This window comes from Kitasatospora sp. NPDC056273, from assembly GCF_042268845.1.
Lineage (GTDB): Bacteria > Actinomycetota > Actinomycetes > Streptomycetales > Streptomycetaceae > Kitasatospora.
This window is the reverse complement of sequence record NZ_JBHJSJ010000015.1, coordinates 164,268-191,178: the sequence shown is the minus strand read 5'-3', so window position 1 is coordinate 191,178 and position 26,911 is coordinate 164,268. Positions and strand designations below refer to the sequence as shown.

The 26,911-nt window shown below is 73.8% G+C and carries 25 protein-coding genes; 11 read left to right on the top strand and 14 right to left on the bottom strand.

The features are described 5' to 3' along the window. Together ACFCY1_RS16700 and ACFCY1_RS16695 are read right to left on the bottom strand one after the other, a co-directional pair. On the bottom strand, positions 1–215 hold a 215-nt coding region (locus ACFCY1_RS16700), incomplete at its 3' end, for an ATP-binding cassette domain-containing protein (protein ID WP_375875026.1). Between the two features lie 217 nt (positions 216–432). Next, entirely contained in the window at positions 433–2,559 is a 2,127-nt protein-coding gene (locus ACFCY1_RS16695) for a restriction endonuclease (RefSeq protein ID WP_375875025.1), read from the bottom strand. Positions 2,560–2,866: 307 nt separating this feature from the next. On the opposite strand from ACFCY1_RS16695, the gene ACFCY1_RS16690 reads away from it, so the two are divergent. After that, on the top strand, positions 2,867–3,820 hold the full coding sequence (locus ACFCY1_RS16690; RefSeq protein ID WP_375875024.1) for a DUF2797 domain-containing protein: 954 nt from the start codon (positions 2,867–2,869) through the stop codon (positions 3,818–3,820). Between the two features lie 105 nt (positions 3,821–3,925). Continuing rightward, on the top strand, positions 3,926–4,870 hold the full coding sequence (locus ACFCY1_RS16685; RefSeq protein WP_375875023.1) for an alpha/beta fold hydrolase: 945 nt from the start codon (positions 3,926–3,928) through the stop codon (positions 4,868–4,870). A gap of 37 nt (positions 4,871–4,907) precedes the next feature. Here ACFCY1_RS16685 and ACFCY1_RS16680 read toward each other — a convergent pair whose 3' ends face one another. The 6 genes from ACFCY1_RS16680 to ACFCY1_RS16655 form a co-directional block, all read right to left on the bottom strand. Continuing rightward, positions 4,908–5,276, bottom strand: coding sequence for a hypothetical protein (locus ACFCY1_RS16680; protein WP_375875022.1), 369 nt, complete (start codon positions 5,274–5,276; stop codon positions 4,908–4,910). Further along, positions 5,273–5,962, bottom strand: a complete 690-nt coding sequence (locus ACFCY1_RS16675) for a DUF6232 family protein (RefSeq protein ID WP_375875021.1) — start codon at positions 5,960–5,962, stop codon at positions 5,273–5,275. The genes ACFCY1_RS16680 and ACFCY1_RS16675 overlap by 4 nt, the downstream gene beginning before the upstream one ends. 144 nt (positions 5,963–6,106) lie before the next feature. Continuing rightward, positions 6,107–6,412, bottom strand: coding sequence for a hypothetical protein (locus ACFCY1_RS16670; RefSeq protein ID WP_375875020.1), 306 nt, complete (start codon positions 6,410–6,412; stop codon positions 6,107–6,109). A 337-nt stretch (positions 6,413–6,749) separates the two neighbouring features. Further along, the gene (locus tag ACFCY1_RS16665) at positions 6,750–7,487 is read right to left on the bottom strand and encodes a succinate dehydrogenase/fumarate reductase iron-sulfur subunit (protein ID WP_074003641.1); all 738 of its coding nucleotides are present in this window, start codon (positions 7,485–7,487) and stop codon (positions 6,750–6,752) included. Beyond that, positions 7,484–9,427: a fumarate reductase/succinate dehydrogenase flavoprotein subunit gene (locus ACFCY1_RS16660; protein WP_375875032.1), complete on the bottom strand. Its 1,944-nt coding sequence runs from the start codon at positions 9,425–9,427 to the stop codon at positions 7,484–7,486. Before ACFCY1_RS16660 ends, ACFCY1_RS16665 begins: the two co-directional genes overlap by 4 nt. Positions 9,428–9,492: 65 nt before the next feature. Further along, positions 9,493–10,197 carry a succinate dehydrogenase cytochrome b subunit gene (locus ACFCY1_RS16655; RefSeq protein ID WP_375875019.1) on the bottom strand — a complete coding sequence of 235 codons (705 nt, stop codon included), beginning with the start codon at positions 10,195–10,197 and terminating at the stop codon, positions 9,493–9,495. A gap of 96 nt (positions 10,198–10,293) precedes the next feature. On the opposite strand from ACFCY1_RS16655, the gene ACFCY1_RS16650 reads away from it, so the two are divergent. Further along, positions 10,294–11,217, top strand: coding sequence for a LysR family transcriptional regulator (locus ACFCY1_RS16650; RefSeq protein ID WP_375875018.1), 924 nt, complete (start codon positions 10,294–10,296; stop codon positions 11,215–11,217). A gap of 28 nt (positions 11,218–11,245) precedes the next feature. Here ACFCY1_RS16650 and ACFCY1_RS16645 read toward each other — a convergent pair whose 3' ends face one another. The 4 genes from ACFCY1_RS16645 to gcl form a co-directional block, all read right to left on the bottom strand. Next, complete coding sequence (locus ACFCY1_RS16645) at positions 11,246–12,514, bottom strand: metallophosphoesterase (protein ID WP_375875031.1); 1,269 nt, start codon at positions 12,512–12,514, stop codon at positions 11,246–11,248. A gap of 164 nt (positions 12,515–12,678) precedes the next feature. Further along, positions 12,679–13,884 (bottom strand): hypothetical protein, encoded by a 1,206-nt coding sequence (locus ACFCY1_RS16640; protein WP_375875017.1) that lies wholly within the window; start codon positions 13,882–13,884, stop codon positions 12,679–12,681. Positions 13,885–14,032: 148 nt separating this feature from the next. Next, the gene (locus tag ACFCY1_RS16635; protein ID WP_049652707.1) at positions 14,033–14,521 is read right to left on the bottom strand and encodes a glutathione peroxidase; all 489 of its coding nucleotides are present in this window, start codon (positions 14,519–14,521) and stop codon (positions 14,033–14,035) included. Positions 14,522–14,739: 218 nt separating this feature from the next. Next, a complete protein-coding gene (gcl, locus tag ACFCY1_RS16630; RefSeq protein ID WP_375875016.1) occupies positions 14,740–16,521 on the bottom strand; it encodes a glyoxylate carboligase in 1,782 nt (593 codons plus the stop codon). Between the two features lie 749 nt (positions 16,522–17,270). On the opposite strand from gcl, the gene ACFCY1_RS16625 reads away from it, so the two are divergent. Further along, positions 17,271–18,752, top strand: coding sequence for a SulP family inorganic anion transporter (locus ACFCY1_RS16625; RefSeq protein ID WP_375875030.1), 1,482 nt, complete (start codon positions 17,271–17,273; stop codon positions 18,750–18,752). A 94-nt stretch (positions 18,753–18,846) separates the two neighbouring features. Next, positions 18,847–19,158, top strand: coding sequence for an MTH1187 family thiamine-binding protein (locus ACFCY1_RS16620; protein WP_375875015.1), 312 nt, complete (start codon positions 18,847–18,849; stop codon positions 19,156–19,158). Positions 19,159–19,176: 18 nt separating this feature from the next. On the opposite strand, the gene ACFCY1_RS16615 is transcribed toward ACFCY1_RS16620, so the two are convergent. After that, the gene (locus ACFCY1_RS16615; RefSeq protein ID WP_049652696.1) at positions 19,177–19,650 is read right to left on the bottom strand and encodes a DoxX family protein; all 474 of its coding nucleotides are present in this window, start codon (positions 19,648–19,650) and stop codon (positions 19,177–19,179) included. Between the two features lie 154 nt (positions 19,651–19,804). On the opposite strand from ACFCY1_RS16615, the gene ACFCY1_RS16610 reads away from it, so the two are divergent. The 3 genes from ACFCY1_RS16610 (at position 19,805) to ACFCY1_RS16600 (ending at position 22,658) form a co-directional block, all read left to right on the top strand. Beyond that, positions 19,805–20,383, top strand: a complete 579-nt coding sequence (locus tag ACFCY1_RS16610; protein ID WP_375875014.1) for a TetR/AcrR family transcriptional regulator — start codon at positions 19,805–19,807, stop codon at positions 20,381–20,383. A gap of 77 nt (positions 20,384–20,460) precedes the next feature. After that, a complete protein-coding gene (locus tag ACFCY1_RS16605) occupies positions 20,461–21,900 on the top strand; it encodes an MFS transporter (protein ID WP_375875013.1) in 1,440 nt (479 codons plus the stop codon). After that, on the top strand, positions 21,897–22,658 hold the full coding sequence (locus ACFCY1_RS16600) for an SDR family NAD(P)-dependent oxidoreductase (protein ID WP_375875012.1): 762 nt from the start codon (positions 21,897–21,899) through the stop codon (positions 22,656–22,658). Before ACFCY1_RS16605 ends, ACFCY1_RS16600 begins: the two co-directional genes overlap by 4 nt. A gap of 67 nt (positions 22,659–22,725) precedes the next feature. Here ACFCY1_RS16600 and ACFCY1_RS16595 read toward each other — a convergent pair whose 3' ends face one another. Beyond that, entirely contained in the window at positions 22,726–23,412 is a 687-nt protein-coding gene (locus ACFCY1_RS16595) for an SMI1/KNR4 family protein (RefSeq protein ID WP_375875011.1), read from the bottom strand. A 215-nt stretch (positions 23,413–23,627) separates the two neighbouring features. Between ACFCY1_RS16595 and ACFCY1_RS16590 the strand changes: the two genes are divergently transcribed. The 3 genes from ACFCY1_RS16590 (at position 23,628) to ACFCY1_RS16580 (ending at position 26,903) form a co-directional block, all read left to right on the top strand. Then, complete coding sequence (locus ACFCY1_RS16590; RefSeq protein ID WP_049655615.1) at positions 23,628–24,548, top strand: carbohydrate ABC transporter permease; 921 nt, start codon at positions 23,628–23,630, stop codon at positions 24,546–24,548. Next, positions 24,545–25,447, top strand: a complete 903-nt coding sequence (locus tag ACFCY1_RS16585; protein WP_082345967.1) for a carbohydrate ABC transporter permease — start codon at positions 24,545–24,547, stop codon at positions 25,445–25,447. The genes ACFCY1_RS16590 and ACFCY1_RS16585 overlap by 4 nt, the downstream gene beginning before the upstream one ends. 61 nt (positions 25,448–25,508) lie before the next feature. After that, a complete protein-coding gene (locus ACFCY1_RS16580) occupies positions 25,509–26,903 on the top strand; it encodes an ABC transporter substrate-binding protein (protein WP_053112245.1) in 1,395 nt (464 codons plus the stop codon). Positions 26,904–26,911 lie beyond the last annotated feature (8 nt).

Here is a 26,911-nt window from a genome sequence, read left to right as displayed (position 1 = left end):
GAGGTGACGGTGTCGAGGCCGGCCATGCAGTGCATGAGGGTGGACTTGCCGGAGCCGGAGGGGCCCATGATGGCGGTGAACTCGCCCTGGGGGAAGACGACGCTGACGTTGTCGAGGGCGACGACGCGGGTCTCCCCCTCCCCGTAGACCTTGTTCAGGCTGGTGGCTCGGGCGGCCGCGCGGCCGGTGTGGACGGCGGTTGCGGGGAACGTCACGTGGACTCCTCGGGCTGATTAACGGAATGTTTAACTCCGTAACATCATCCCAAGCTGTTCGAATGCGATTCGTATGCCACGCGGAGGGTCGGCCCCCGCCGACCCGGCGGGACGGCGGGGGGCCTTCTCCTCCTCAGGTATGACGCCGGACCCTGAGGACCAAGGGCCCCCGGCGGGCTCCGGACGGTTCCAGGAGGTTCCGGACGGGCCCGGCCGACTACTCGACCGCCACGCCGAAGGCCGCCGCCAGCCCGGCCAGGCCGTTCGTCACCGCCCGCCCGGACGGGCTGAACTCCCAGCCGCCGGAGGCCCGGCGGAACGCCCCGAGCAGCATCGCGCTGTCCGGCACCCCGCCGGTCGGGCCCGTCCAGGCGTCCGGTCCGCCGGCGCCCGGCCCGTACGCGGCGGCGAGCGCCAGCCCGTGCACGTAGCCGAGCGGCAGCGCCGGGTGGTCCTCCTCCTCGGTGGAGACGGCGACCACCACCTCCTCGACGGCGGCCGGCAGCCGGTGCAGGTCCAGGGCCAGCCGGGCCGCCCGGGTCGGCTCGCCCGGCACCGAGCGGGTCGGGTGCAGCCGCACGGCGCCGTCCGGGTCCTGCGGGCTGTTGAAGAACACGAAGTGCTCGTCGCTCAGCACCCGGCCGCCGGCGCACAGGAAGGCGGTGACGTCCAGCTCCACCGCGTCCCCGCCGGCCGTCCGGCTCTGCCAGCTCACCGTGAGGGCGGTCTCGCGCGCCTCCTCGGACCGGTCGTTCGCGGGGGCCGAGGCGGCGGCGGAGGAGCCGTCGCCGCCGAGCCGCCCGCGCAGGCCCTGCTCGGCGAGCAGGGCGACCAGCTCCGGGCCGCTCACCAGGGCCAGCGGCTTGCCCTCGATGTAGCTGTACGAGCCGCGGCCGAAGCCTGCGGTGGTGACCAGGATGCCCTTGATCGCACCGTGGTGGCGGACGGTGGACTCCAGGTCGCGCACCGCCGTCGGCGGGACGGTCTTCTTGTAGCGCTTCGCCTGGATCACGATCGTGCCGCCGGTCACCGGGTCCAGGTCCTCGGCCACCACGTCCACCCCGACGTCGCCGCTGCGGGCCGTGGTCATCACCCGGAAGCCGCGCAGCCGGAACAGCTCGGCGATCAGCTCCTCGAAGTCCAGCGGGTCCATCTCGAACAGGTCCGGCTCGTCCTCGCCGCCGTGCCCGGCCAGGCTCCCGCCGACGCTCTCCGGCCGCCGGTCCGGCCGCACCTCGTCCAGCCGCTCCGGGCGCGCCGACAGCCGGCCGCCCAGGCCCTGGAAGCACTCCACCGGGTCCACCCGGTCCAGCGCCAGGGCGGCGAAGCCCGCCCGGGTGGCGGTCAGGGTGGAGAGGAAGCGCTCGGCCTCCCGGCCGGTCGCCGGATCGATGCCGAGCACGAAGCCGTTCAGCACCACCGAGTCCAGCAGCCCGTCCCGGTCCGCCCGGAACAGCTCCACCGCCACCCGCAGCGCCGACTGCGCCAGCACCTCCCGGTACAGCGCCTTGCGCTCCGTCGCCGGGCGGGCCACCTCGGCCTCGCGGTCGTCCGACTTCACGTACCGCACCCGGCCGGCGGCCGGCACCACGTCCGGCCCGGGCAGCTCCCAGTCCACCACCAGCTGCCGGCTCCCGGCGTCGAACGCCGCCGCCAGCCGGTGCGGGAAGCCCTCCGGCCAGGCCGCCGAGGCGTACAGGCCGGCCGTGAAGTACTCCTGCACCGCCTCCGGCTCGCCCGCCCGCAGCCGGCGCAGCAGCTCCTCGGTCCGGGCGGCCAGCTCCTCCTGCTGCCGGCGGGACCGCTCGACCCCGGCCAGGTACTCCTGGTGGTACGCGGCCAGCCGGTGCTGCCGGTCCACCTCCCGGGCCTGCGCGGCGTACCAGTCCTGCTCGAACCGGGCCCGGGCCTGGGCCAGGTACTGCTCGTACTGCTGCCGCACCCCCGGGTTGCGGGCCTGCACCGGGTCCGGCGGCGGCACGAAGTACCGGGCCGAGGACTGGTCCGGCATCGGCACCGGCTCGCCCAGCGGCCCCGGATCGAACGGCGGCACCGCCCGCGGCGCCAGCAGGGCCTGCGGGCCGAAGGCCGGCGCGGCCAGCCCGGCGGCCAGCAGCCCCCGCAACTCCTCGACCCGGGCGTCCAGTTCGGCCGTCCGCCGGGCCACCTCCGCCTCCCGCGACTGCTGGTAGGCGCGCTGCGCCTCGCGCTCGCCGCGGGCCGCCGCCTTCTGCACCTCCCGCTGCTCCCGCTCCCGGCGGCGCTGCTCCGCCGCCTCGGCGCGCCACCGGGCCTCCTCCCGGCGCTGCTGCTGTCGCTGCGCCTCCGCCCAGATCGCCAGCACCCCGCTGCTCCGCCGCCCCGACACCGTCCGCCCACCCCATTCGCCTCGCGCCCGATGCGGCCGCCGCGGCACCGCCTCCCGACCGCGCCGCCGACCGCGCCCGCCACAATAGAACGTGAACACCCCGCCCGGCCAAGCGCCGGTGACCTGCGGGGCTTTCGGGCGGGAAGGAGGGGCCGGCCGCCACGGACCTGACGCCCTGTCGAGGGGGCCGGCGGGCGGGGTGGCAGGGGCGTGGCCCCGCCGGGCCGCCCGGCCTGTCGGTGGCACCGGGTAGTCTCGTCGGCTACCGACAGCCAGGAGAAACGTGACGATCCCCCCGCAGCCCCCGCAGACCCCCGAGCACCGGGCCCGCCCCGCCGGCTGGGTCTCCACCGGCCTGAGCTGGCGGGACGGCCGCGCCGTGCTCGGGGCCGCGCGCGGCGCGCAGGTGCACGAGCGCGCCGTGGCGCCGGGGGTGGAGGTCGGCTGGCTGCTGGGCGGCCCGCGCCGCTGCGTGGGGGCCTGGCTGGTCGGGGCGACGGAGCGCACGGCCTGCCCGCACCACGCGGTGATCGACCCGGGCGGCGGCGCGACGCAGTGCCCGGCCTGCCAGAGCGTGGACCGCGGCCTCGCCCTCGCCCGGGACCAGATCCTCGACGACGGCCGCACCTACCTGCTCTACCTCGCCTGGTTCGGCGAGGGCCTGCTCAAGGTCGGCCTGACCGCCGAGCAGCGCGGCGACAGCCGGCTGCTCGAACAGGGCGCGCTGGCCTACGCGTTCACCGCCCGCGGCGCCCTGCCGGCGGTCCGGCGCGCCGAACTCACCGTCGCCGCCTCGGGCCTGGCCCGCGAGCGGTACAAGTCCCGGATCAAGACCGAGCAGTGGTGGTCGCACGGCGACGTCCCGTACCGCCGTACGGTGCTCGGCGACGCCCGCGCCCGGGCGCACCGGCTGCTGGACGGCCACGCCGTGGAGCTGCTCGCCGACCGGCCGGTGGTCGACCACGTCGAGCGCTACGGACTGGCCGGCGGCGCCCCGGAGGCCTACCGGGAGATCGCCGGGCTGGCCGACGGCGCGGTGCTCGCGGGCCGGCTCCGCGCGCCGGTGGGCCGGCACCTCTTCCTGGACCAGACGGACGGCTCCGGACCGCTGCTGCTGGACACCCGGCTGCTCACCGGCTGGACGCTCAGCCCGGTCACCGGCCGCGGGTCCGAGGGCCTGGTCCTCCAGGAGCGTCTGCGCCCGCCGGAGCCGGACACCCAGGAGGCGCTGTTCTGAGACCGCCAATGACCGCTCCGACCAGCATGGTTGCGTAATAAAACCGCAAGGCCTAGCCTCGGCCTTGCGGTTTTAAGTTGCCACCACCTTGGAGCGAGCCCGACCATGATCGCCGCCCACGAGACCTTCGACGGCACCTTCCCGTACCGGCCGCACTTCAGCACCGCCGCCGGCTTCCGCCAGCACTACGTGGACGAGGGCACCGGCCCCGTGGTGCTCTGCCTGCACGGCGAACCCACCTGGGGCTACCTCTTCCGCGACCTGGTCCGCCGCCTGGCCCCGACCCACCGGGTGGTCGTCCCCGACCACATGGGCTTCGGCAAGAGCGCCACCCCGGCCGACCGGACCTACTGGCTGCAGGACCACGTCGACAACCTGGAGGCGCTCGTCCTGGACCTCGGCCTGCGCGAACTCACCCTGGTCCTGCACGACTTCGGCGGGCCGGTCGGCATGGGCCTGGCCGCCCGCCGCCCGGAGCTGATCGCCCGGGTGGTGAGCGTCAACGGGCCCACGCCGTTCGGCCAGCCCGGCCTCGGCGCGGCGCTCGCCGCCAACGCGGCCGAGTCCCCGTGGTTCGGCTGGATCGCCCGGGCGCACGCCGACGGCAGCCTGGACGCCGTCCTCGGCGAACTCCGCCACACCGTCCTCAGCACCCTGAAGCTCAACGGCTTCGAGAACAACGCCCTGATCACCGACACCTGGCTGGCCGCCTACGGCGCGGCCTTCCCGTCCCCCGCGGAGGCCGCCGGGGCGATCGGCTGGGCGAAGGGCTTCGCCACCGGGGCGCACACCTTCGAGACCCCGGGCGCCGAGGCCCGCGCGGCGCTCGCCGCCCTGCCCGCGCTCGCCCTCTGGGGCGCGGCCGACCGCACCCTCGCCGCCCGGTACTTCCTGCCCCTGTTCGCCGAGGCGTTCCCGCGCGGCCGGGCCGTCGAACTGCCCGGCGTCGGCCACTACAGCCCCGAGGACGCCCCGGAGACCGTCGCCGAGCTGGTGGAACGCTTCCTCACCGAGACGGCGGCGGAGACGGGGGCAAGGGGTACGGCGTAGGCCGGCGCCCGCGAGCGGGCGCCGGCCGGTCGGTCGGTCAGCCGCTGAGCAGGGCCAGGAGCTGGTTCGCCAGGCCCAGCGCGGGCGCGGCGGCCTCGCCGACGCTCTGGGCCAGGCCGGCCAGCAGCAGCAGGGTGTTGCGCCGGCTCCTCGGCTCCTCGGCGGCGGGGCTGGTCAGCACCGGCAGGGCCTCGGCGAGGCTCTGCCGGTCCGCCTCGTGGAGCCGCCCGTCCCGGGCCAGGTCGGTGACCACGGCGGCGAGCCGGGCGAACAGCGCGGCGACCTCCGGCGGCAGCGCCTGGTCGCCGGCCGAGCCGTTGTTGTGCTGGATGCCGACGTTGCCGCTGCCGCCGTGGATGGTGACGCGGTCGCCGTACTGGACGTCCGGACGCTCGTTGTCGTTCACTTGCTGACTCCCGTGTTTCCCTGGCCGCCGTAGATGTTGACGCTGTCGCCGAACTGGTACTGCCGCAGGTCCACGCTGATGGTCTGGACGATCTGCTGGAACTCGGCCTGCGGGTTCTCGATCGCGCGGGTGATGGTGGCCTGCAGCTCGAACGCCGGCTCCGCGGTGAGCCAGGCCAGCACCGCGGTCGGCGGGCCGGCCGTGTCCAGGGCCAGCACGTACAGGTCGGGTCGGCGCAGCACCGGCCAGGTGAAGATCAGGAAGTAGAGCGCCACGAGGATCACCGCGACGAGGAACAGCGTGCCGGACCCGGAGTCCGAGGACGATCCGCCGGTGGCCTGCGCGATCGTGAAGACGGGCACGAAGACGATGAAGGCGAAGGCGAGCAGCCGCAGGAGCGCGCGGCGCCGGCCGGGCACGATCAGGGAGGTGCCGACCCGGGCCACGTTGGCGAGCGGGTACGCGGCCTGCCCGATCCAGAGGATGCGGTTGGTGACCGCGACGCGGGTGGTGGTCGGGGTGCCGCTGGGACCGCTCGCGAAGGCCGGCGGCGGGGTGGTGGGCGGCGGCGGCCCGAACGGGGCCGGTGTCGGCGGCCCGCCGGGCGGAGGCGGCGGAACGAACGGGAAGGAGCCGGTCTGCCCGGCCCGGGTCGAATCGGAAGGATCGGTCGGCTGCATGGCCATGTCCCCCAAGGCTGTCGTGCGAGGGAGGACAATGTGCCAGCACGTCCCGGGTCCGCACAAGTTCATTGTCATGGCGGATAACTGACGAACCGTCGGTTCGTATGCCCCGGCCCTGGTCCCGCCGACCCGTCGTCCCGCGGGCCGTCAGCCCAGCTTGCCGCGCAGCACGCCGGGGCCGGAGCGGGCCCGGCGGGACCGCGGCGGGCGGGACGGGCGTACGTCGGGGCGGGCGGGCTGTTCGGCCGCCTCCGCGGCCCGCCGGGCCAGTGCGGCCCGGGCGGCGGCCAGCGCGACCCGGGCGAGCAGCGGGTCCTCCCGGACACCGGCCGCGCGCTGGGCGCTCTGGCAGGCGGTGCACCAGACCGGCGAGGCCGGCCCGTCCGGGTACACCATCTCCTCGGGCGGCAGGTAGTGCCCACCGCACTCGACGCATTCGAAGACGAACCTCATCCGACGATCACCGTTCCGGATCCGTGGCACCGGCCGCAGGGCGACCAGAAGGTGTGGACACTGGGCACCATGCTTCCTTCCTCGTCCAGTTCGACCGTGGCCTCGGTCTTCTGGGTCCCCCCGGACCCGCCGCAACCGGAACAGGACTGAACCTCGGGCATATGCCGTCCTTCCGTAGCGGACCCACCGTAGCGCGATTCCCCGTCAGGAAGCACGGCCCCGGGCGATCCACCACCCGTACGGGTAGCGCGAACCGCCGCCGCACGCCCGTCGCACAAACGGCGTCGGCCCCTCGCCTGAGCACCAGAGCGAGGGGCCGACCGTCGTGGGGGAGTCGTCAGCCGCGGGCGGCCCGCAGGAACTCCCGGTTCATCGCCGCGATGCTGGGCAGCGGGATGCCCTTGGGGCAGGCGGTGGCGCACTCACCGGTGTTGGTGCAGCCGCCGAAGCCCTCGGCGTCCATGGCCGAGACCATGTCCCGTACCCGGGCGGCCCGTTCCGGCGCGCCCTGCGGCAGCACGTTGAGGTGCACCACCTTGGCGGAGGTGAAGAGCATCGCCGAGCCGTTCGGGCAGGCCGCCACGCAGGCGCCGCAGCCGATGCACTCGGCGTGCTCGAAGGCGGTGTCGGCGGTCTCCTTGGGGACGGGCGTGGCGTGCGCCTCGGGGGCGCTGCCGGTGGGGGCGGTGATGTAGCCGCCGGAGCCGATGATCCGGTCGAAGGCCGAGCGGTCCACCACCAGGTCCTTGACCACCGGGAACGCCGCCGCCCGCCAGGGCTCGACGTCGATGGTGTCGCCGTCCTGGAAGTGCCGCATGTGCAACTGGCAGGTGGTGGTGCGCTCGGGGCCGTGCGCCTGGCCGTTGATGACCATGCCGCAGGCGCCGCAGATGCCCTCGCGGCAGTCGTGGTCGAAGGCGACGGGCTGGTCGCCGCGGGTGATCAGCTCCTCGTTGAGGGTGTCCAGCATCTCCAGGAAGGACATGTCCGGGCTGATCCCGTCGACCCGGTAGGTGGTCATCGAGCCGGGTGCGTCCGGGCCCGCCTGGCGCCAGATGCGCAGGGTGAGGTTCATGCGTAGCTCCGCTGGGTGGGGTGGACGTACTCGAAGTCGAGTTCCTCGCGGTGGAGGACGGGTGCCGCGCCGGTGCCGGTGAACTCCCAGGCGGCGGCGTAGGAGAAGTCCTCGTCGCGGCGGGCGGCCTCGCCGTCGGGGGTCTGGCTCTCGGTGCGGAAGTGGCCGCCGCAGGACTCGGCGCGGTGCAGCGCGTCCAGGCACATCAGCTCGGCCAGCTCGAAGTAGTCGACCAGCCGGTTGGCCTTCTCCAGCGACTGGTTGAGCTCCTGCCCGGTGCCCGGCACCTTGATCCGGCGCCAGAACTCCTCGCGCAGCAGCGGGATCCGCTCCAGCGCCCGGCGCAGCCCGGCCTCGTCGCGGGCCATCCCGCACTCGTCCCAGAGCAGTTCGCCGAGTTCGCGGTGGAAGGAGTCCGGGGTGCGGTCGCCGTCCACCGCGAGGATCAGGTTGAGCCGGTCCTCGACCTCGGCCTCCACCTCGGCGAGCACCGGGTGGTCGGCGGGTACGGCCGGCAGCGGGTGGCGGGCCAGGTAGTCGTTGATGGTGGGCGGCAGCACGAAGTAGCCGTCGGCCAGGCCCTGCATCAGGGCGCTGGCGCCGAGCCGGTTGGCGCCGTGGTCGGAGAAGTTGGCCTCCCCGATCGCGAACAGGCCCGGGACGGTGGTCTGCAGGTCGTAGTCGACCCAGAGCCCGCCCATCGTGTAGTGGATCGCCGGGTAGATCCGCATCGGCACCCGGTACGGGTCCTCGGCGGTGATCCGCTCGTACATCTCGAAGAGGTTGCCGTACTTGGCCTCGACGGCGTCCCGGCCCAGCCGGCGGATCGCGTCGGCGAAGTCCAGGTAGACGCCCTGGCCGCCGGGGCCGATGCCGCGGCCCTCGTCGCAGACGTTCTTGGCGGCCCGGGAGGCGATGTCGCGCGGCACCAGGTTGCCGAAGGAGGGGTAGATCCGCTCCAGGTAGTAGTCCCGCTCCTCCTCCGGGATCTGCCCGGGCGGCCGGTTGTCGCCCTTCGCCCTGGGCACCCAGATCCGGCCGTCGTTGCGCAGCGACTCGCTCATCAGGGTGAGCTTGGACTGGTGGTCGCCCGAGCGCGGGATGCAGGTCGGGTGGATCTGGGTGAAGCACGGGTTGGCGAAGTACGCGCCGCGCCGGTGCGCCCGCCAGATCGCGGTGGCGTTGGAGTTCTTGGCGTTGGTGGAGAGGTAGAACACGTTGCCGTAGCCGCCGCTGGCGAGCACCACGGCGTCCGCGGTGTAGGAGCGGATCCCGCCGGTGACGAGGTCGCGGGCGACGATGCCGCGGGCCCGGCCGTCGACCACCAGCAGGTCGAGCATCTCGGTGCGCGGGTGCAGTTCCACGTTCCCGGCGGCGACCTGCCGGGAGAGCGCCTGGTAGGCGCCGAGCAGCAGCTGCTGGCCGGTCTGGCCGCGGGCGTAGAAGGTCCGGGAGACCTGGACGCCGCCGAACGACCGGGTGTCCAGCAGGCCGCCGTACTCGCGGGCGAAGGGCACGCCCTGGGCCACGCACTGGTCGATGATCTCCACCGACACCTGGGCCAGCCGGTGCACGTTGGACTCGCGGGCCCGGAAGTCGCCGCCCTTGACGGTGTCGTAGAACAGCCGGCGGACCGAGTCGCCGTCGTTGCGGTAGTTCTTGGCCGCGTTGATGCCGCCCTGGGCGGCGATCGAGTGGGCGCGCCGGGGGGAGTCCTGGAAGCAGAACTGGACCACGTGGTAGCCCTGTTCGGCCAGGGTGGCGCCGGCCGCGCCGCCGGCCAGGCCGGTGCCGACCACGATCACGGTGTGCTTGCGCCGGTTGGCCGGGTTGACCAGCTTGGCGTCGAACCGCCGCTGGTCCCAGCGCTGTTCGATCGGCCCGGCGGGGGCCTTGGCGTCGGCGACCGGCTCGCCGAGGGTGTACTCCAGGTAGCTCATGTCACCACTGCTCACTTCACCGCTCCGGTCAGCACTGCTCGCTTCACGCCTCGGGCCACCACTGCTCACTTCACGACTCCGGTCATCACGGCCACGGGGACGGACAGGAAGCCGGCGGTCAGCACCAGCGCCAGGCCGTTCGCGACCAGCTTGAGCGCCCGGTCGCGGCGGGCGTTGTTGGCGCCGAGGGTCTGCGCGGCGCTCCAGAACCCGTGCCGGATGTGCAGGCCGACGGCCAGCATCGCGACGACGTAGAACACGTCGACGTACCAGCGGCCGAAGGAGGCCACGATGTTCTGGTACGTCTGGCCGTGATCGGTGCCCGGGTTCACGGTCAGCGTGGTGAGGTCGAGGATGTGCCAGACGATGAACAGCGCCAGGATCACCCCGCCCCAGCGCATGGTCCTCGTCGCGTAGCCGGCGCGGCGGCGCTTGTGCACGTACCGGCTCGGGCGGGCCGCGAGGTCGCGGCGGCTGAGCTGGTACGCGGAGACGCCGTGCAGCACCACGGCGGCCAGCAGGCCCGCCCGGGCGATCCACAGGAACCACTCGTGGCCCAGGAAGGGCTGTCCGATGGTGCGCAGCCAGGCCGCGTAGCCGTTGATGTCGTCCGGGCCGAAGAACACCTTGAGGTTGCCCAGCATGTGCGCGACCAGGTACAGCAGCATGGCCAGTCCGGTGACGGCCATGACCGCCTTCTTGCCGACGGTCGACCGCCACAGGGTCGCCAGGGTGGACGGATGCCGGGCCGTCCGAGTCGCGGTTGTCATGGCAGCAACGGTAGGGACGCCGGCGAGGGTACGTCCAAGACATGATGCGGCTCGTGACGATAGGCATGGGCTATCGATGCGGCCTATCCTGGCCCTGTGCAGCTCCAGCAACTCCGCTACTTCCTGGCCGTCGCCGAGACCCGGCACTTCACCCGGGCCGCCGAGGCGGCACACGTCGCGCAGCCGTCACTCTCGCAACAGATCCGGGCCCTGGAACGGGAGTTGGGCGCGGAGCTGTTCCACCGCACCCGGGGCAACATCGCGCTCACGGACGCCGGGGACGCCCTGCTGCCGCTGGCCCGGCGCATCCTCGCGGACACCGAGAGCGCCCGGCTGGCCGTGCAGGAGACGGTGCAGCTGCGCCGCGGCCGGGTCCGGCTGGGCGCACCGCCGAGCCTGTGCACCAGCCTGGTGCCGGACGTGCTGCGGGTCTTCCGGGACCGTTACCCGGGGGTGGCGCTGGTGGTCCGCGAGGGCGGCTCGCGCGACCTGGTCGGCTGGCTGGCGGCGGGGGAGCTGGACCTCGCGCTGACCATCACCCGGCCGAGCGGCGAGCAGGAGCCCGCGCTGGCGGTCACCGAGCTGCTGCACGAGGAGCTGGTGCTGGTCGCGGCCGGGCGGCCGGCCCGGCGCAAGGTCCGGGTGACGGAGCTGAAGGGCCGGCCGCTGGTGATGTTCCGGGAGGGCTACGACGTCCGCGAGGCGACCCTGGCGGCCTGCCGGGCGGCCGGGTTCGAGCCGGAGTTCGCGGTGGAGGGCGGCGAGATGGACGCGGTGCTGGGCTTCGTCCGGGCCGGGATCGGGCCCGCCGTCGTCCCCGGCATGGTGGCCGCCCGCTCCGGCCTCGCGGTGACGGCCTTCGCCGGGCCCGGACTGGGCCGCACCATCGCCGTCGCCCACGGCCACGAGGTGCCGCTCACCCGCGCGGCGGAGGCGCTGCGGGACACCCTGCTGGCGCACCTGCGCGACGCCGCCCGGGACGGCGAACTGCCGCCGGGAACGCGGCTGTTGCTGCCGTGAGCCCCGGTTCGAGCCTTTCAGCGGTCGGTCACGCGGTGGGCGACGGACCGCCCGCGCGCAGCGTGAGCAGGGTGATCTCGCTCGGGGCGAAGACCCGGAACGGCGGGCCCCAGAAGCCGGTGCCGCGGCTGGTGTAGAGCTGGGTCCGCTCCCCGTGCCGGCTCAGGCCGCGCACCACCGGCTGGTCGATCCGGACGAGGAGGTTGAACGGCCAGATCTGGCCGCCGTGGGTGTGCCCGGAGACCTGCAGGTCGATGCCGGCGGCAGCGGCCTGCGGGACGTACTTGGGCTGGTGGGCGACGAGCAGGACCGGCAGGGCCGGGTCCGCCCCCGCCAGCGCGCCGACCAGGTTCGCGCGGTGTCCGGCCAGGCCGGAGGACTCCGCGGTCACGTCGTCCACCCCGGCGAGCACGAGGGCGTCCCCGCCGCGCTCCACCACGAGGTGGCGGTTGTGCAGCGGCTCCCAGCCCAGGTCCGCCATCCGGTCCAGCCAGCCCTGGGCCTCGCTGCCGTACTCGTGGTTCCCCGTGACGTAGACCTTGGCCAGCCGGGACCGGACCGTCCCGAGCGGCGCGGACTGCTCCCGGCGCTGGGCCGGGGTGCCGTCGGCGATGTCGCCGGCGTGGACCAGGACGTCCGCGTCGAGCGCGTTGACCGCCTCGGCGACCCGCGCCGACCAGTCCGCCCGGTCGATCGGCCCGTAGTGGGTGTCGGCCAGCACCACGACCCTGGTCCCGTCCAGGCCGGCGCCGAGCCGCGGGAGGTGCACGTCCACCCGCTTCACCCGGGGCACGCGCATCGCCTCGTGGTGCCCCCAGCCCAGCAGCCCGGCCGAGACCACGGCGACGGCCACCGCCACGACCCTGGCCCGGTCGGTGCCGCCGACGTCGAGCCCGGCCAGCAGCAGGTCCACCGAGCCGCCCAGCACCGACCAGGTGAACAGCACCCAGACCACCCCGAGGCTGGTGTCCGCGACGCGGGCGGCCCGGTCGCTGCGCCGCCGCCCGTGGCCCGCGACCATCAGGAAGGGGAAGGAGACCATCCAGGCCGCGAGGACGACCGTGCCGGCCAGGAGGACCGGGAACGGCCAGTCGGCGCCGGAGGCGAACAGGGTCCACCAGGGCGGGAGGCAGAGCAGGACGAGGACGAGCACCAGGACCGCCAGCCGTCGGACCAGGGAACGCCGACGCCCCGCGCCCCCGCCCGGGGGCTCCGTGCCCGCCTCGGGCCGGTCGGCGGCCGCGACGGTCTCCGGACCCTCGCGGTCCGCCGACCGGTGTCCCGACTCCAGCCCCATGGATTCGCCTGCTGTCACCGTGTCGCCCTCACATCCGCCGCCGTGCCCCTGCTCCCCATCATCCGGCAGACCGTCGCCGACGGTCCCGCCCGGGGGCCGTCGTCGACCGGGCCGTGCGCCACGGGGCCCCGGCGAGTCGTTCCCGCCGGCCCCGAGCCAGGGGCTCAGCCGCCGCCGTAGGTGGACTGGGTGACCGCGAAGACGTTGCGTCCGCCCGTGGTCTCCTGCAGCGACCACAGCAGGTCGGGGCCGGTGGCGTCCTCCCAGTAGGAGAGGCTCTCGCCGCCGCCCACCCAGGCGAAGGTCGAGGGGCCCGCGGTCGGGGTCCAGTAGTAGAGCTTCTTCTGCCCCGAGGAGTTGAACCACCACCGGCCGTTGTGGGAGGCCACGCCGTTGAGGTTGTACCAGGGCAGTTGGAGGGCCTGGCTTGCGGTCGTCGTCGCGGCGAAGGTCGTCGCCCCTGCGGCGAACGGGAAGCGGACGGCCCTCGGCGGGCGGTTCGGGTAGTCGACGCAGTCCGCCTGGCAGGTGTACTCCGTCATCACGATCGACTTGCTGACCCGGTCGAGGGAGACCGACGACCACACCAGCTTGGCTCCGGAGGCGGTCTGCGCGGTGACCGTGCCGATCTGGGGCAGCACGTAGGCGTAGTTGTGGGCGTAGTAGGCGCCTCCGGGCTGGCGGCCGATCTGGTCGGCGGTGCCGCCGGTGTCGGTGTTGAGGATCTTGCGCAGGTCGAAGACGCGCATGCCGCGGCCGGTGTCGGCGACGTAGAGGTGGTCGCCGTACCAGGAGACGCCGCCGGCGTGGATCGGGACGTCCTTGAAGTCCGGCGCGGCCGCGGTGCCGGTCGGTTCCACCAGGAGGATCTTGCGGTAGGTGTCGGGGTAGGTGGCGTCCCAGTCGACCAGGGTGATCCGGCTGCGCTGCTGGGCGCCGCCGCAGCCGTCCTTGGTGTACCAGCTCACCAGCACGAGCTGGTGGCCGTCGTAGTTGCCGCTGTTCGCGGTCCCCACGGCGTCCCGGCTCGTGGTGATGCCCTGGGGGAAGCTCTGGCAGTCGGAGTCGTCGCCGTCGTCGAACCGGAAGCCGGTGGTCAGGCCGGCCACGGAGAAGGACGCGGGGAGCGCCTGCCGGTCGTGGTTCGCGTGCTCCATCACCGTGTGCACGGCGGAGGTCCCGAGCGTCGTGGCGAGCGCCGAGTCGAGGGTGTCGTACTGGTGGTAGTCCGAGGTGAGGGTGTAGTCGGACGCGGTCAGGGCCGTCGGCGCCGCGGCGGCCGCCGCCGGCGAGGCACCGGCCGGTGTGCCGGTGACGAGCAGGCCGGCCGCGAGCAGCGCCCTTGCCGCTGTTCTGACGCGACGGATCATCAGGGTGGGCCCTCCGTGGGCGATGGATCAACGGGGGCACACACGGTAGGGGCGCTTGGGCATGTCCGCAACACCCCGAGGAGGGCCTTGCGTGCGCGCACGACGGAGGTCCGGGGCCGCGGGCCCCGGGCCTCCGCGGTGCGTGTGGTCAGGCCGGCAGGACGGCCTCGAGCGCGGCGACCAGCTCCGGGGACTCCGGCTCGACGGGCGGGCGCAGGCGCGCGACGACGGTGCCGTCCGGGGAGAGTAGGAACTTCTCGAAGTTCCAGGCGATGTCCCCGGCCTGGCCCTCGGCGTCGGCGACCTCGGTGAGCTTGGCGTACAGCGGGTGGCGGTCCTCGCCGTTGACGTCGATCTTCTCGAACAGCGGGAAGGTCACGCCGTAGGTGGTGGAGCAGAAGGTGCGGATCTCCTCGGCGCTGCCGGGCTCCTGTCCGGCGAACTGGTTGCAGGGGAAGCCCAGCACGGTGAACCCGCGCCCGGCGTACCGCTGCTGGAGCCGCTCCAGGCCCTCGTACTGCGGGGTCAGGCCGCACTTGGAGGCGACGTTGACGATCAGCAGCGCCTTGCCCTTGTGGTCGGCCAGCGAGGTGGCCGCGCCGTCGAGGGTGCGCAGCGGGATGTCGTACAGGCTCACGGGGGTGGTCCTTTCGGGAAGTCGTCGGGCCGGGCCTCTTCGTGGGCCACGGTAGCGGCCGTCACCTGGTCAACTGCGGTCGGCGTGCCGATGTTCCGGGCGCGGGGGCGGGTGGGGGCGTGCGGAGCGGCTCGCCCGCCCCCACCCGCCCGGCGCGGACGACCGGCGCGTACGGCCGGTGCGTGCGACCGGCGTGCGCGACCGGTGCGTGCGCCGCGTTACGGCACCAGCGGCCTGATCGCCGTCGGCGCGTGCTCGGGGAGGGTGGCCAACTCCTCGAACTCGTTGACCTTGTCGATGTCGGCGGCGGCCATCGAGATGTTGGTGACCCGCTCCAGGATCGCCTCGACCACGACCGGGACGCGGAACTCGGCGGCCAGCTTCTTGGCCTCCTCGAAGGCGGGCAGCAGGCCCTCCGGCTCGGTGACCCGGATCGCCTTGCAGCCCAGGCCCTCGACGACCTTGACATGGTCCACGCCGTAGACGCCCAGCTCCGGCGCGTTGACGTTCTCGAACTCCAGGTTGACCTGGTAGTCGATGTCGAAGGCGCGCTGCGCCTGGCGGATCAGGCCCAGGTAGGAGTTGTTCACCAGCACGTGGACGTACGGGATGCGGTGCTGGGCGCCGACCGCCAGCTCCTCGATCATGAACTGGAAGTCGTAGTCGCCGGAGAGCGCGACCACCTGCCCTCCCGGGGCGGCGGTGGCGACGCCCAGCGCGGCCGGGATGGTCCAGCCGAGCGGGCCGGCCTGGCCGCAGTTGATCCAGTGCCGCGGCCGGTAGACGTGCAGCAGCTGCGCGCCGGCGATCTGGGAGAGGCCGATGGTGGTGACGTAGCGGGTCTCCGGGCCGAACGCCCGGTTCATCTCCTCGTACACGCGCTGCGGCTTGAGCGGCACGTCGTCGAAGTGGGTGCGGCGCTGGAGCCGGGCCCTGCGCTCCTGGGCGGCGGCGGCCCAGGCGGTGCGGTCCTTGAGCGCGTCGGCGTCCCGCAGTTCGCGCGCCACCTCGACGAACAGCTCCAGCGCGGCCCCGGCGTCGGAGGCGATGCCGAGGTCCGGGGCGAAGATCCGGCCGAGCTGGGTGGGCTCGACGTCGACGTGGACGAAGGTGCGGCCCGCGGTGTAGACGTCCAGGCCGCCGGTGTGGCGGTTGGCCCAGCGGTTGCCGATGCCGAGGACGAAGTCGGAGGCGAGGAAGGTCTCGTTGCCGTAGCGGTGCGAGGTCTGGAGGCCGACCAGGCCGGCGTTGAGCGCGTGGTCGTCCGGGATGACGCCCCAGCCCATCAGGGTGGGGACCACCGGGACGCCGGTGAGTTCGGCGAACTCCCGCAGCAGCTCGGCGGCGTCGGCGTTGATGACGCCGCCGCCCGCGACGATCAGCGGGCGCTCGGACCGCTGGAGCAGCGCGACCGCCTTCTCGATCTGGACGCGGTTGGCGGCCGGCTTGTAGACCGGCAGCGGCTGGTAGGCCTCCGGGTCGAAGTCGATCTCGGTCAGCTGGACGTCGATCGGCAGGTCGATCAGGACCGGGCCGGGGCGCCCGGAGCGCATCAGGTGGAAGGCCTGCTGGAACACGCCGGGGACCTGCGCGGCCTCCAGCACGGTGGTGGCGGCCTTGGTGACGGGCCCCGCGATCGAGGCGATGTCGACGGCCTGGAAGTCCTCCTTGTGCAGCCGGGCGACGGGCGCCTGGCCGGTGATGCAGAGGATCGGGACGGAGTCGGCGATCGCCGAGTACAGGCCGGTGATCATGTCGGTGCCGGCCGGCCCCGAGGTGCCGACGCAGACCCCGATGTTGCCGGCCCTGGCGCGGGTGTAGCCCTCGGCCATGTGGGAGGCGCCCTCGACGTGCCGGGCCAGCGTGTGCCCGATCCCGCCGGCGGCCTTGAGCGCGGCGTAGAACGGGTTGATGGCCGCGCCCGGCACGCCGAACGCGACCTCAACGCCTTCGAGCTTGAGGATCTCCACGGCCGCGCGGGCGGCTGTCATACGAGGCATCGGATCTCTCCTGCGTCGGCCCGCAGTGGCTCGGAGGGCTCATCTCCTGAATTCCACCATACGGAAGAACGGTTTCTGTATGTGGAAACACGGTAGGGCGGGGCTCGTCGGGGCGTCAAGGGGACTTCAACAGAATGTGGAAGGCGGTGGGCGGACCGTCGGGCGGCGGGGATTCGCACGCCAGGACGGCGATCGCGCTGGTGTACCCGGGGAAGCGGACGCTCCGCGCCGGGAAGAGCGGCCGGTGTGCAGTGGCGGTGAAGGGACGGTGCCTGCTGTGGGCCCGCCCCGACGGGCTGGGTACCGTCGGTGCCACGCCGGGCCCGTGACGTCCAACTGAGGCCGCGGCAGGGGGGTTTCGGGAGCACCGCGGAGCGGGGGAACTCCGCCGGTGGCCCCGTCCAGGACCAGCGCGCCCGGTCCGCCGCACCCGAGCGAGGGACGCACCCCCCGGCCGCACCGACCCGACACCCGCCGCCGCGCTCTGGTCCGCCCGGACCCGCGGCCGTACCGCTGTCGCCGCTGTTTCCCCTGCCCTCCCGTTCCCCGCTCCTCCTCCTGCTCCCCGCCCTTGCAACGGCGCGCCCGCTGCGGCGGACGCGCGGAAGGAACGTCCCCATGCGCTGCTGCACCCCTGCCCGGTCCCTGGCGGTGACCGGGTGAACCCGCCGCCCCACCGGAGCGACAGCCCGCCGGGCCGCCTCCGCAAGCACGGCCCGCCGGGCCGGCCCCGCACCCCGGCCGCCGTCCTGCGCGCCGTCCCCTGGCGCCACGACCTGCCGGCCTCGCTGGTGGTGTTCCTGGTCGCCCTCCCGCTCTGCGTCGGCGTGGCCGTCGCCTCCGGCGTCCCGGCCGAACTCGGGCTGGTCACCGGCATCGTCGGCGGCCTGGTGGCCGGCCTGCTGCCCGGCAGCAGCCTCCAGGTCAGCGGGCCCGCCGCCGGACTGACCGTCCTGGTCGCCGACGCCGTCCACCGCTTCGGCGTCGGCGCGCTCGGCCTGCTGGTGCTCGGCACCGGCCTGCTCCAGCTGGCGATGGGCGCCCTGCGGCTCGGCCGCTGGTTCCGGGCGATGTCCGCCTCGGTGGTGCACGGCATGCTGGCCGGCATCGGACTGACCCTGGTGTTCGGCCAGCTCTACGCGCTCGCCGACCGCCGCGCCCCCGCCACCGGGCCCGAGAAGATCGCCGGACTGCCCGACCTGCTGGGCGACGTGCTGACCGCCGCGGCCAACCCGGGCGCCGTCGCCCTCGGCCTCGGCACCCTGCTGGTCCTGGTCGCCTGGAAGTACCTGCCGGAGCGGGCCGCCCGCGCCGTCCCCGCCCCGCTGGCCGCCGTCGGCCTGGCCGCCGCCGTCACCGCGGCCGCCGACCTGCCGGTGGCCCGCGTCCACGTGGCCGGGCTGCTCGACGTGGTGCACCTGCCCGGGCGCGACGCCCTGACCGCCCTGGCCGGCCCCGCCGGGATCGGCACGGTCGTCGCCTTCACCCTGATCGCCTCCGCCGAGACGCTGTTCAGCGCCGCCGCCGTCGACCGGATGCACCACGGCCCGCGCACCGACTACGACCGCGAGCTCACGGCGCAGGGCATCGGCAACACCGTCTGCGGACTGCTCGGCGCGCTGCCGATGACCGCGGTGATCGTGCGCAGCGCGACCAACGTCCAGGCCGGCGCGCGCACCAAGGCCTCGCGGGTCCTGCACGGCGGCTGGCTGCTGGTGTTCACCGCGCTGCTGCCCGGCGCGCTCGGGCTCGTCCCGCTCACCGCGCTGGCCGCCGTCCTGGTGCACGCCGGCGCCAAGCTGGTGCCGGTGCGCCGGATCGTCGCGCTCTGCCGCGGGCACCTGGGCGAGGCGGTGGTGCTGGTGGTCACGACCGTCGCGATCATCGCCACCGACCTGTTCGAGGGGGTGCTGATCGGCGTCGGCCTGGCGGTGGCCAAGTCGGCCTGGCAGACCTCGCACCTGCACATCGCGGTGGAGGAGCAGGAGCAGCCGGCCGGGCAGCCGCTGCACCGGGTGCGGCTGAGCGGCAACGCCACCTTCCTGCGGCTGCCCCGGCTGCTGGACACCCTGGAACGGCTGCCGGGGGACCGGCCGGTGGAACTGGACTGGTCCGGGCTGCGCCACCTGGACCACGCCTGCACGGTGGCGCTGGTCTACTGGGCCGACCAGCACCGGGCCCGCTCCACCGCCCCGCTGGCCGTCGAACCGCCGCTGCCCAGCGTCGCCTGACGTCCGGCCCGGTCACGGGACGTCTAGCCTGGTCGCGGTCCGGGCGCAGGCCCGGGCCGTGACCGGTGCCGTCGACCACAAGGAGCGCAGAGTCGTGATCGCAGCCTTTTCGGTGACCCCGCTGGGGATCGGCGAGGACGTGGGGGAGGCGGTGGCCGCCGCCGTCCGGGTGGTCCGGGAGAGCGGTCTCCCGAACCGCACGGACGCGATGTTCACCAGCATCGAGGGGGAGTGGGACGAGGTGATGCCGGTGATCAGGGCGGCGATCGAGGCAGTGAAGGCGTACGGCAACCGGGTGAGCACGGTCATCAAGATCGACGACCGGGCCGGGGTCACCGACGGCCTCACCGCCAAGGTCGCCTCGGTCGAGCGACACCTGGCAGCGGGCGGTCCGTCGGACCGTTGACCGGCCCCGGGCGGTGCGTCAGACCGCCGACGTCGGCCGGACCGCCGGTTCGGCCGACGCCGCCAGGGGCCGGCGGGTGAGCAGGCGGTCCACGGCGTACGGGCCGGAGCCGAGCGCCGCGATGGCCAGGAAGGCCCAGCAGAACAGCACCGAGGGCTCGCCCCCGTTCTGAAGCGGCAGCAGGGCGTGCTCCTGGTGGACGGTGAAGTAGGCGTAGGCCATCGAGCCGGAGCAGAGCAGGGCGGCCACCCTGGTGCCGGCGCCGAGCAGCACCAGGACGCCGCCGACCAGCTGGATCAGCGCGGCCCACCAGCCGGGCCACTGGCCGAGCGGGACGGTGCCGCCGCCCTTTGCGCCGCCGAGCACGCCGAACAGCGAGGCGGCGCCGTGGCAGGCGAAGAGCAGGCCGACGACGATCCGGAACGCCGTCAGCACGACGGGTCTGACGGCGTCGGCGGTCTGCCGGGAGTGGGCGGGACGGGGTGTGGACATGCGAAGCGCCTCCTGTGGGGGAAGGAGGTGGATGTGGGAGCGGTAAGGGTAGCCATGGTCTAGTCCACTTGGCAATGCTCCGTCAGAGATCAGGTCTGGACCACTGATCACCCTTTCTTGACCGACCGATCCAGAAAGGGCTACTGTTCCCGGCATGGCGCGAACGAAGGAATTCGACCCGGACGCGGCGCTGCAGGCGGCCCTGGAGCTGTTCTGGCAGCGCGGCTACGAGGCCACCTCGATGGCCGACCTGGTCGAGCGGCTCGGCATCGCCCGGGCCAGTCTCTACGCGACCTTCGGCAGCAAGCGCGAGCTGTACCTGCGGGCGCTGGAGCGCTACTGCGAGCAGAGCGACGCGGCGCGGCTGGACGACCTGTCCCAGCCGGGCCCGGCGCTGCCGGCGGTCCGTGCGCTGGTCCGCCAGTACGCGACGGCGGAGGAGGGGGAGCGGCGGCTCGGCTGCTTCGTCACCAACACGGCGGTGGAGCTGGCTCCGCACGACCCGGCCGCGTCCCGCCGGGTGGAGGCGAGCTTCGACCGCCTGGAGACGCTGCTCGCCGCCGCCCTGGCGCGGGCCGCCGCGCAGGGCGAGCTGCCCGCCGGGCGGGACCCGCGGGCGCTCGCCAGGATGCTGGTGGTGCTGCTCCAGGGCATCCGGGTGGTGGGCAAGACCGCCGACGGCGCGCCCCTGGCGCGGGACGCCGCCGAACAGGCGCTGGCACTGCTGGACTGACACCCGGTCGGCTCGGGCCGGGTCTTCTGCTGGGCTCATACTGGACCGAACGGTCTACATAGGGGGGAGGGTTTTACATGCCTGTCATCGCTACCGGCCGGTACGGCTTCGCGCTGCTCGGCGTCGTCCAGGCGGTGCTGATCTTCACGATCATGATCCTGACCGTGCCGCTGCCGCTGGTGGCACGGGAGTTGGGGCTCGGCCCGTCCGGGGTGCTGCTGCTCAGCGCCGCCTACGGCCTCTCCTTCAGCTCCCTGCTGCTGCTCGGCGGACGGCTGACCGACCGTCACGGCGGGCGCCCGGTGCTCCGCGCCGGCCTGGCGCTGCTCGCCGCCGCCTCGATCGCCTGCGCTCTCGCGCCCGGCTACCCCGTCCTGCTGGCGAGCCGCTTCGCGCAGGGCGCGGGCGCGGCCCTCACCGCCCCGGCGGCGGTCGCCGTGGTCCGGGTGCTGCACCCCGAACCGGCCGCCTACCGCCGGGCGATGGCCACCTGGGGCGGCCTGTCGGTGCTCGGCGCCACCGTCGGCAGCGTGGTCTCGGGCGCGGTCGCCGCCGCGGTCTCCTGGCGCTGGCTGTTCGCGGTGCCCGTCGTGGTCGCCCTGGCCGGGCTGGCCCGCTCCGGATCCCTGCCCGCCGCCCTGCCCGCAGCCCCTGGTCATGCCCCCGCCGTCCGCCGACCGGCCCTCGACCTGCCCGGCGCCGCCCTCGCCACCGCCGGTGTCTGCGCGGCGAGTTACGCCCTGGTGGCCTCCACCGAGCAGGGTTGGCGCAACCCCGGGACGTACGGCCCGCTGGCCGCCGGACTCGTCCTGCTGCTCGCCTTCGCCGCCGTCGAGCGCCGCACCGCCGACCCGCTGCTGCCACCCGGCTTCCTCGCCGACCGGCGCCGCGCCACCGCGCTCGCCGCCGTCATGGCCACCGCCGCCGGCACCGCGCTCACCTTCGTCCTGCTCTCGCTCTACCTCCAGCAGCTGCGCGGCTGGAGCGCCGCGGCCACCTCCGCCGCCTTCGTGCCGTACGCGGTGGTCCTGCTGCTCTCCGGCCGACTGGCCGGCCCGCTGACCGTCCGGTACGGACCGGTGGCGGTCACCGCCGGCGGCCTCGCCGTGGCGGCCGCCGGACTCGGCCTGCTGGCCGGGCTCGCCCCCGGCAGCGGCTACGCGTCCGGCCTGCTGCCCGGACTGCTCCTGCTGCCCGCCGGCGCCGCCGCGGCCTTCGCCGGGGCGGCCGTGCTCGCCACCGGCGGGGTGCCGCCCGAGCGCACCGGGCTGGCCGCCGGAGTGTTCAACACGGCGATGGAACTCGGCCCCACGGCCGGACTGGCCGCTCTGATGGCGCTCGCCGCCACCCGCCCGAGCGTCGTCGGCGGCTACGCCGCGGCCTTCGCGGCGGCCGCCGCGGGGCTGGCGCTGACCGCCGTCGCGGTCGCCGTCCTGTCCCGCGCCACCCCTACCACCCGCACCACCAGCACCACCGCACCCGAACACACCACCCGGATCAAGGAGTTCACCTCATGAGCACGCGTTTCGCCGACAAGTCCGTCCTGGTCACCGGTGCGGGCAGCGGCATCGGCCGGGCCATCGCGCTCGCCTTCGCCCGCGAGGGCGCCCGGGTCGCGGTCGCCGGCCGCACCGCCGGACCGCTCGCCGAGACCGTCGAGCTGATCGAGCGGGCCGGCGGCAAGGCCGCGGCGCTCACCGGCGACGTGACGAACGCCCAGGACGCCGCCCGGCTGGTCGGTGAGACCGTCGAGCTGTTCGGCGGCCTGGACGTCGCCGTCAACAACGCCGGGGTGTTCGGTGCCGCCGGCCCGGTCGCCGACATCGACGAGGCCGAGTGGCAGCGGGTGTTCGGCATCAACGTCACCGGCACCCTGCTCGCCATGCAGCCGCAGATCGCCCACATGCGGGCCCACGGCGGTGGCGCGATCGTCAACGTCTCGTCCAACCTGGGCGCCCACAAGCGGCTCGCGGGCGTCGGGGCCTACGCCGCCAGCAAGGCCGCGGTCACCGTGCTGACCAGGGCCGCCGCCCTCGACCACATCGGCGAGGGCGTGCGGATCAACACCGTCAGCCCCGGCGCGGTGGACACCCCGATGTCCTCCCGGCCGGGCGAGGACGCCGCGACCAAGGCCGGGCGGATGAAGGCCGAGGTCCCGGTCGGCCGGGCCGGGGCGACGGAGGAGGTGGCCGCCGCGGTGCTGTACCTGGCCTCGGACGAGGCGGGCTACACCGTCGGCAGCGACCTCGTCCTGGACGGCGGCTCCTCGGCCTGACCGCCTGACCGCCCGATCGCGTGACCGCCTGACCGCCTGACCGTCCGATCGCGTCATCCCCGCCGGGCTACTCGTCCGGCGACTCCCCGGGCACCACCCCGTAGAACGCGTCCAGCGCCTGCGGGGTGCGTGCCCGGACCACCACCCAGGCCTCCTCGGCCACCCCGACCAGCACCTCCGGGCCCTGGTACCAGCGGAAGTGGCGGCCGAGCGCCGGCAACTCGCCCAGACCGTCCGGCAGTTCCTCGTCCCAGTCGAGGAAGTCGGTCAGCTCGTGGTCCTCCAGCAGCTTCTCCATCAGCGCCATCGCCGCGGCCGTCGCCGAGAAGCGCTCGTCCCAGGGCTCCCACCGCTCCTGCGACTTGTCCGCCAGGTCGAGCCGGAACACCGTCGGCGGATCCTCCCGGTCGAGGCCGTCCAACGGCACGCCCCAGTGCGCGCAGCCCTGGTTCTCGGCCCGGAACACCAGGGCGCCGTCCAGCACGTGCAGCTCGTCCGGCGTCAGCAGCACGTCCTGGTTGCTGGTCAGGTCCGCCCGGCGGCCGAACAGCCGGTACGCCTCGCGCAGCGCCACCGGCAGCCGCAGGCCCAGCCGCCGCTCGGCGGCGTCCAGCTCCGCGTCCGTGAAGCCGTCGCCGGGCCCCAGCGGCTCGCCCCAGTACGCGGCGAAGCCCCTGACGAGTGCCCAGGCGCCCGCGCGGGAGCGCACACTTTCGGCCATTGCGGCCGGGATGTCGAATTCCGTTTCGTCCACCCGCGCACCGTACGCCACCCCTCCGACAGCGCGGTGGCCCGCCCAACTGCCCCTCTGCCGCCGGTTCGCCGCCCGTCCGGGCACGACCGGCCGGATCTGACGCGAACGCGTAATCCCCGCGACACCCGTTGATCACCGCGGGGTTTCCGCGCCGTCGTTCGGGCAAGACACGGTTTCGGCCGGAACCGACATCACGAAAGGCGGACGCGCGACACATGCCGACCGCACCGCACACCGGGCCCCTCCCGGCCCGTCGAAGCCGCTGGGGAGAACACGGGCTGGCCTGGGCCTTCCTGCTGCCCTCCCTGGTGGTCTTCGTCCTCTTCATCGGCTACCCGCTGGGACGGACCCTCTACCTCAGCGGGCACGCCAACGACCTCTTCGGCGCGCCCTCCCGCTACGTCGGGTTCAAGCACTACACCGACCTCTTCGCCTCGGCCGACTTCGTCCGCACCCTCACGACCACGGCACTGTTCACCCTGCTCACCGTGGTGCCCGGGGTGCTCGGCGCGCTGGTGCTGGTGCTGCTCCTGGAGAACCGGATCCGGGGCGTGCGACTGCTGCGCTCGGCCTTCGCGCTGCCCTTCGCGTTCTCGGTGGCCAGCGCCTCGGTGGTGTTCGCGGTGTTCTTCAACCCCGCCAGCGGGGTGCTCAACGGGCTGCTCTCGCACGTGGGCCTCGGCCCGATCGGCTGGCTGACCGACTCCCGGTACGCCCTGCTCTCGGTGGCCGTCACCACGGTCTGGATGAACCTCGGCTACAACGTGCTGGTGCTCTCCGCGGGCATCGGCTCGATCCCGGGGGAGATCCTGGAGGCGGCCCGCATCGACGGCGCCTCCGGCCTGCGGCTGGCCCGTTCGATCACCGTCCCGATGCTCGGTCCGAACCTGTTCTTCCTGACCGTGGTCTCCACCGTCCACGCGCTCCAGAGCTTCGGCCAGATCCACATCCTCACCAAGGGCGGGCCGGACGGCTCCACCCGGACCCTCGTCTACTCCGTCTACGAGAAGGCCTTCGCCTACGGCTCCAGCGACTTCGGCACCGCGAGCGCCCAGGCCGTGGTGCTGCTCGTGGTCGTCCTCGCCTGCACGGCCGTCCAGTTCGGCGTCCTGGAGCGGAAGGTGCACTACGCATGACCACCCTCACCACCGAGGCCGAGCCGAAGGCCGGGGCGCCCCGGCCGCCCGCCCGCGCCCGCGTCCTCGCCGGGCGCTCCGCGCGCGACCTGCTCGGCCGCGCCGCCGTCTACCTGCTGCTCGCCGTCGCCGTCGTCACCGTGGCCTTCCCGGTCTACTACGCCGTCGCCGGCGCCTTCATGGGCCCGTCCGAGCTCTCCTCCTACCCGCCGGCCCTGGTGCCGCACTCGGTCACCGGACGGAACTTCTCCGGCGCCGTGGACGCCATCCCGCTGGCCCGCCAGTACGCCAACTCGGCGATCGTGGCGACCGTCATCACCCTCGCCCAGCTGTTCACCTCGGTCCTCGCCGCGTACGCCTTCGTCTTCCTGCCGATGAAGGCCCGCGCCGTGGTGTTCGGGGTGTTCCTGGCCACCCTGATGGTCCCGTGGGAGGCCATCATCATCCCCAACTACCTGACGCTGTCCGGCTGGGGGCTCGGCAACACCTACTTCGGCCTGGTGCTGCCCTTCCTGGCCTCCGGCTTCGGTACCTTCATGCTGCGCCAGGCCTTCCGCCAGCTGCCCGGCGAACTGCGCGACGCCGCCCGGATCGACGGGGCCGGCCACTGGCGCTTCCTGTGGCGGATCGTCGTCCCGCTCAACAAGCCGGCCCTCGCGGCGCTGTCGATCTACGTCTTCCTGTCGGCGTGGAACCAGTACTTCTGGCCGCTGATCATCACCCGCACGGCGAACATGCAGACCCTCCAGATCGGCCTCACCTCGCTGCGCGACGCCGAGATGGCCGACCCCGGGCTGATCCTGGCCGGCGTCGTGCTCTCCCTGCTGCCCACCCTCGCCCTGGTGGTCTTCGGCCAGCGCTTCATCGTCCGCGGCCTCACCGCGGGCGCGGTCCGCTGACCGTGCCCCTCCCGCTCCTCCCGTGTCCCCCCTCCTCGAACGCTCGAAAGAGAGAACCCTCGTGAAGAAGAGTGCGCGCGCGCTCGCTGCCCTGCTGGTGGCCGGCCTGTCCCTGACCGCCTGCAGCTCCAGCGGCTCCGGTTCCGGCTCTGGCGGCTCCGCCGACGCCGGCGCGCCCGGCGCCCAGGCGCTCGACCAGGCCTCCGGTGTCACCAGCGTCGAGTTCTGGCACTCGATGACCGGCAAGAACGCCGAGGTGCTGAACGGGCTGGTCGGCCAGTTCAACGCCGCCCACCAGGGCAAGATCGAGGTCAAGGCGCAGTTCCAGGGCAAGTACGACGAGCTGGTCACCAAGTACAAGGCCGCGGTGCAGCAGAAGGGCACCCCCGCCCTGGCGCAGGTCTACGACATCGGCACCCGGTTCATGATCGACTCCAAGCAGACCGTCCCGGCCCAGGCCTTCGCCGACAAGGACGGCTACTCGCTGGACGACCTGGATGCCAACATCCGCAACTACTACTCGGTCGGCGGCAAGCTCCAGGCGATGCCGTTCAACTCCTCGATGCCGCTGCTCTACCTGAACACCGACGCCTTCAAGGAGGCCGGCCTCGACCCGGCCCAGGCCCCCAAGGACCTGGCCGAGCTGGGCGAGCTGGCCAAGAAGCTGACCAAGAAGGACGGCGACGGCAAGACCGTCCGGTACGGCTTCGGCGCCGCCATCTACGGCTGGTTCGTCGAGCAGCTGCTCGCCGAGTCCGGCACCATGTACTGCGACAACGACAACGGCCGCGGCAACAAGGCGGGCAAGGTCGTCTTCGACTCCGCCCAGGGCGCCCAGATCGTCCAGTGGTGGGCCGACCTGGTCAAGGGCGGCTACGCGGCCAACACCGGCCGCACCACCGACGACGCCCAGGCCGCGTTCAAGGCCGGTACGGTCGCGATGCACCTGGAGTCCACCGGCGTGCTGCGCGGCTACACCGAGGCCGCGAAGTTCGGCGTCGGCACCGCGGCCTTCCCGAAGGTCACCGCCGCCGACCAGGGCGGCCCGGTGATCGGCGGCGCCTCGCTGTGGATCAGCGGCCCCGGCCACTCCGACGCCGAGAAGCGCGCCGCCTGGGAGTTCGAGAAGTTCGTCTCCGCCCCCGAGCAGCAGGCCGTCTGGCACACCGGCACCGGCTACTTCCCGGTCAACACCAAGGCCCTGGACGACCCCAAGGACAAGGAGTGGGTGGCCAAGTACCCGCAGTTCCAGACCGCGATCGACCAGCTGAAGGCCACCAAGCCGACCCCGGCCACGGCCGGCTGCCTGCTCGGCGTGATGCCGCAGGCGCGCAAGGGCGTGGAGACCGCGATCGAGCAGACCATCGCCGGCACCAAGCCCGCCCAGCAGGCCCTGGCCGACGCGGCCAAGGAGCTCCAGCCGGCGATCGAGAGCTACAACAGCTCGGTCGGCTGACCTCCTGG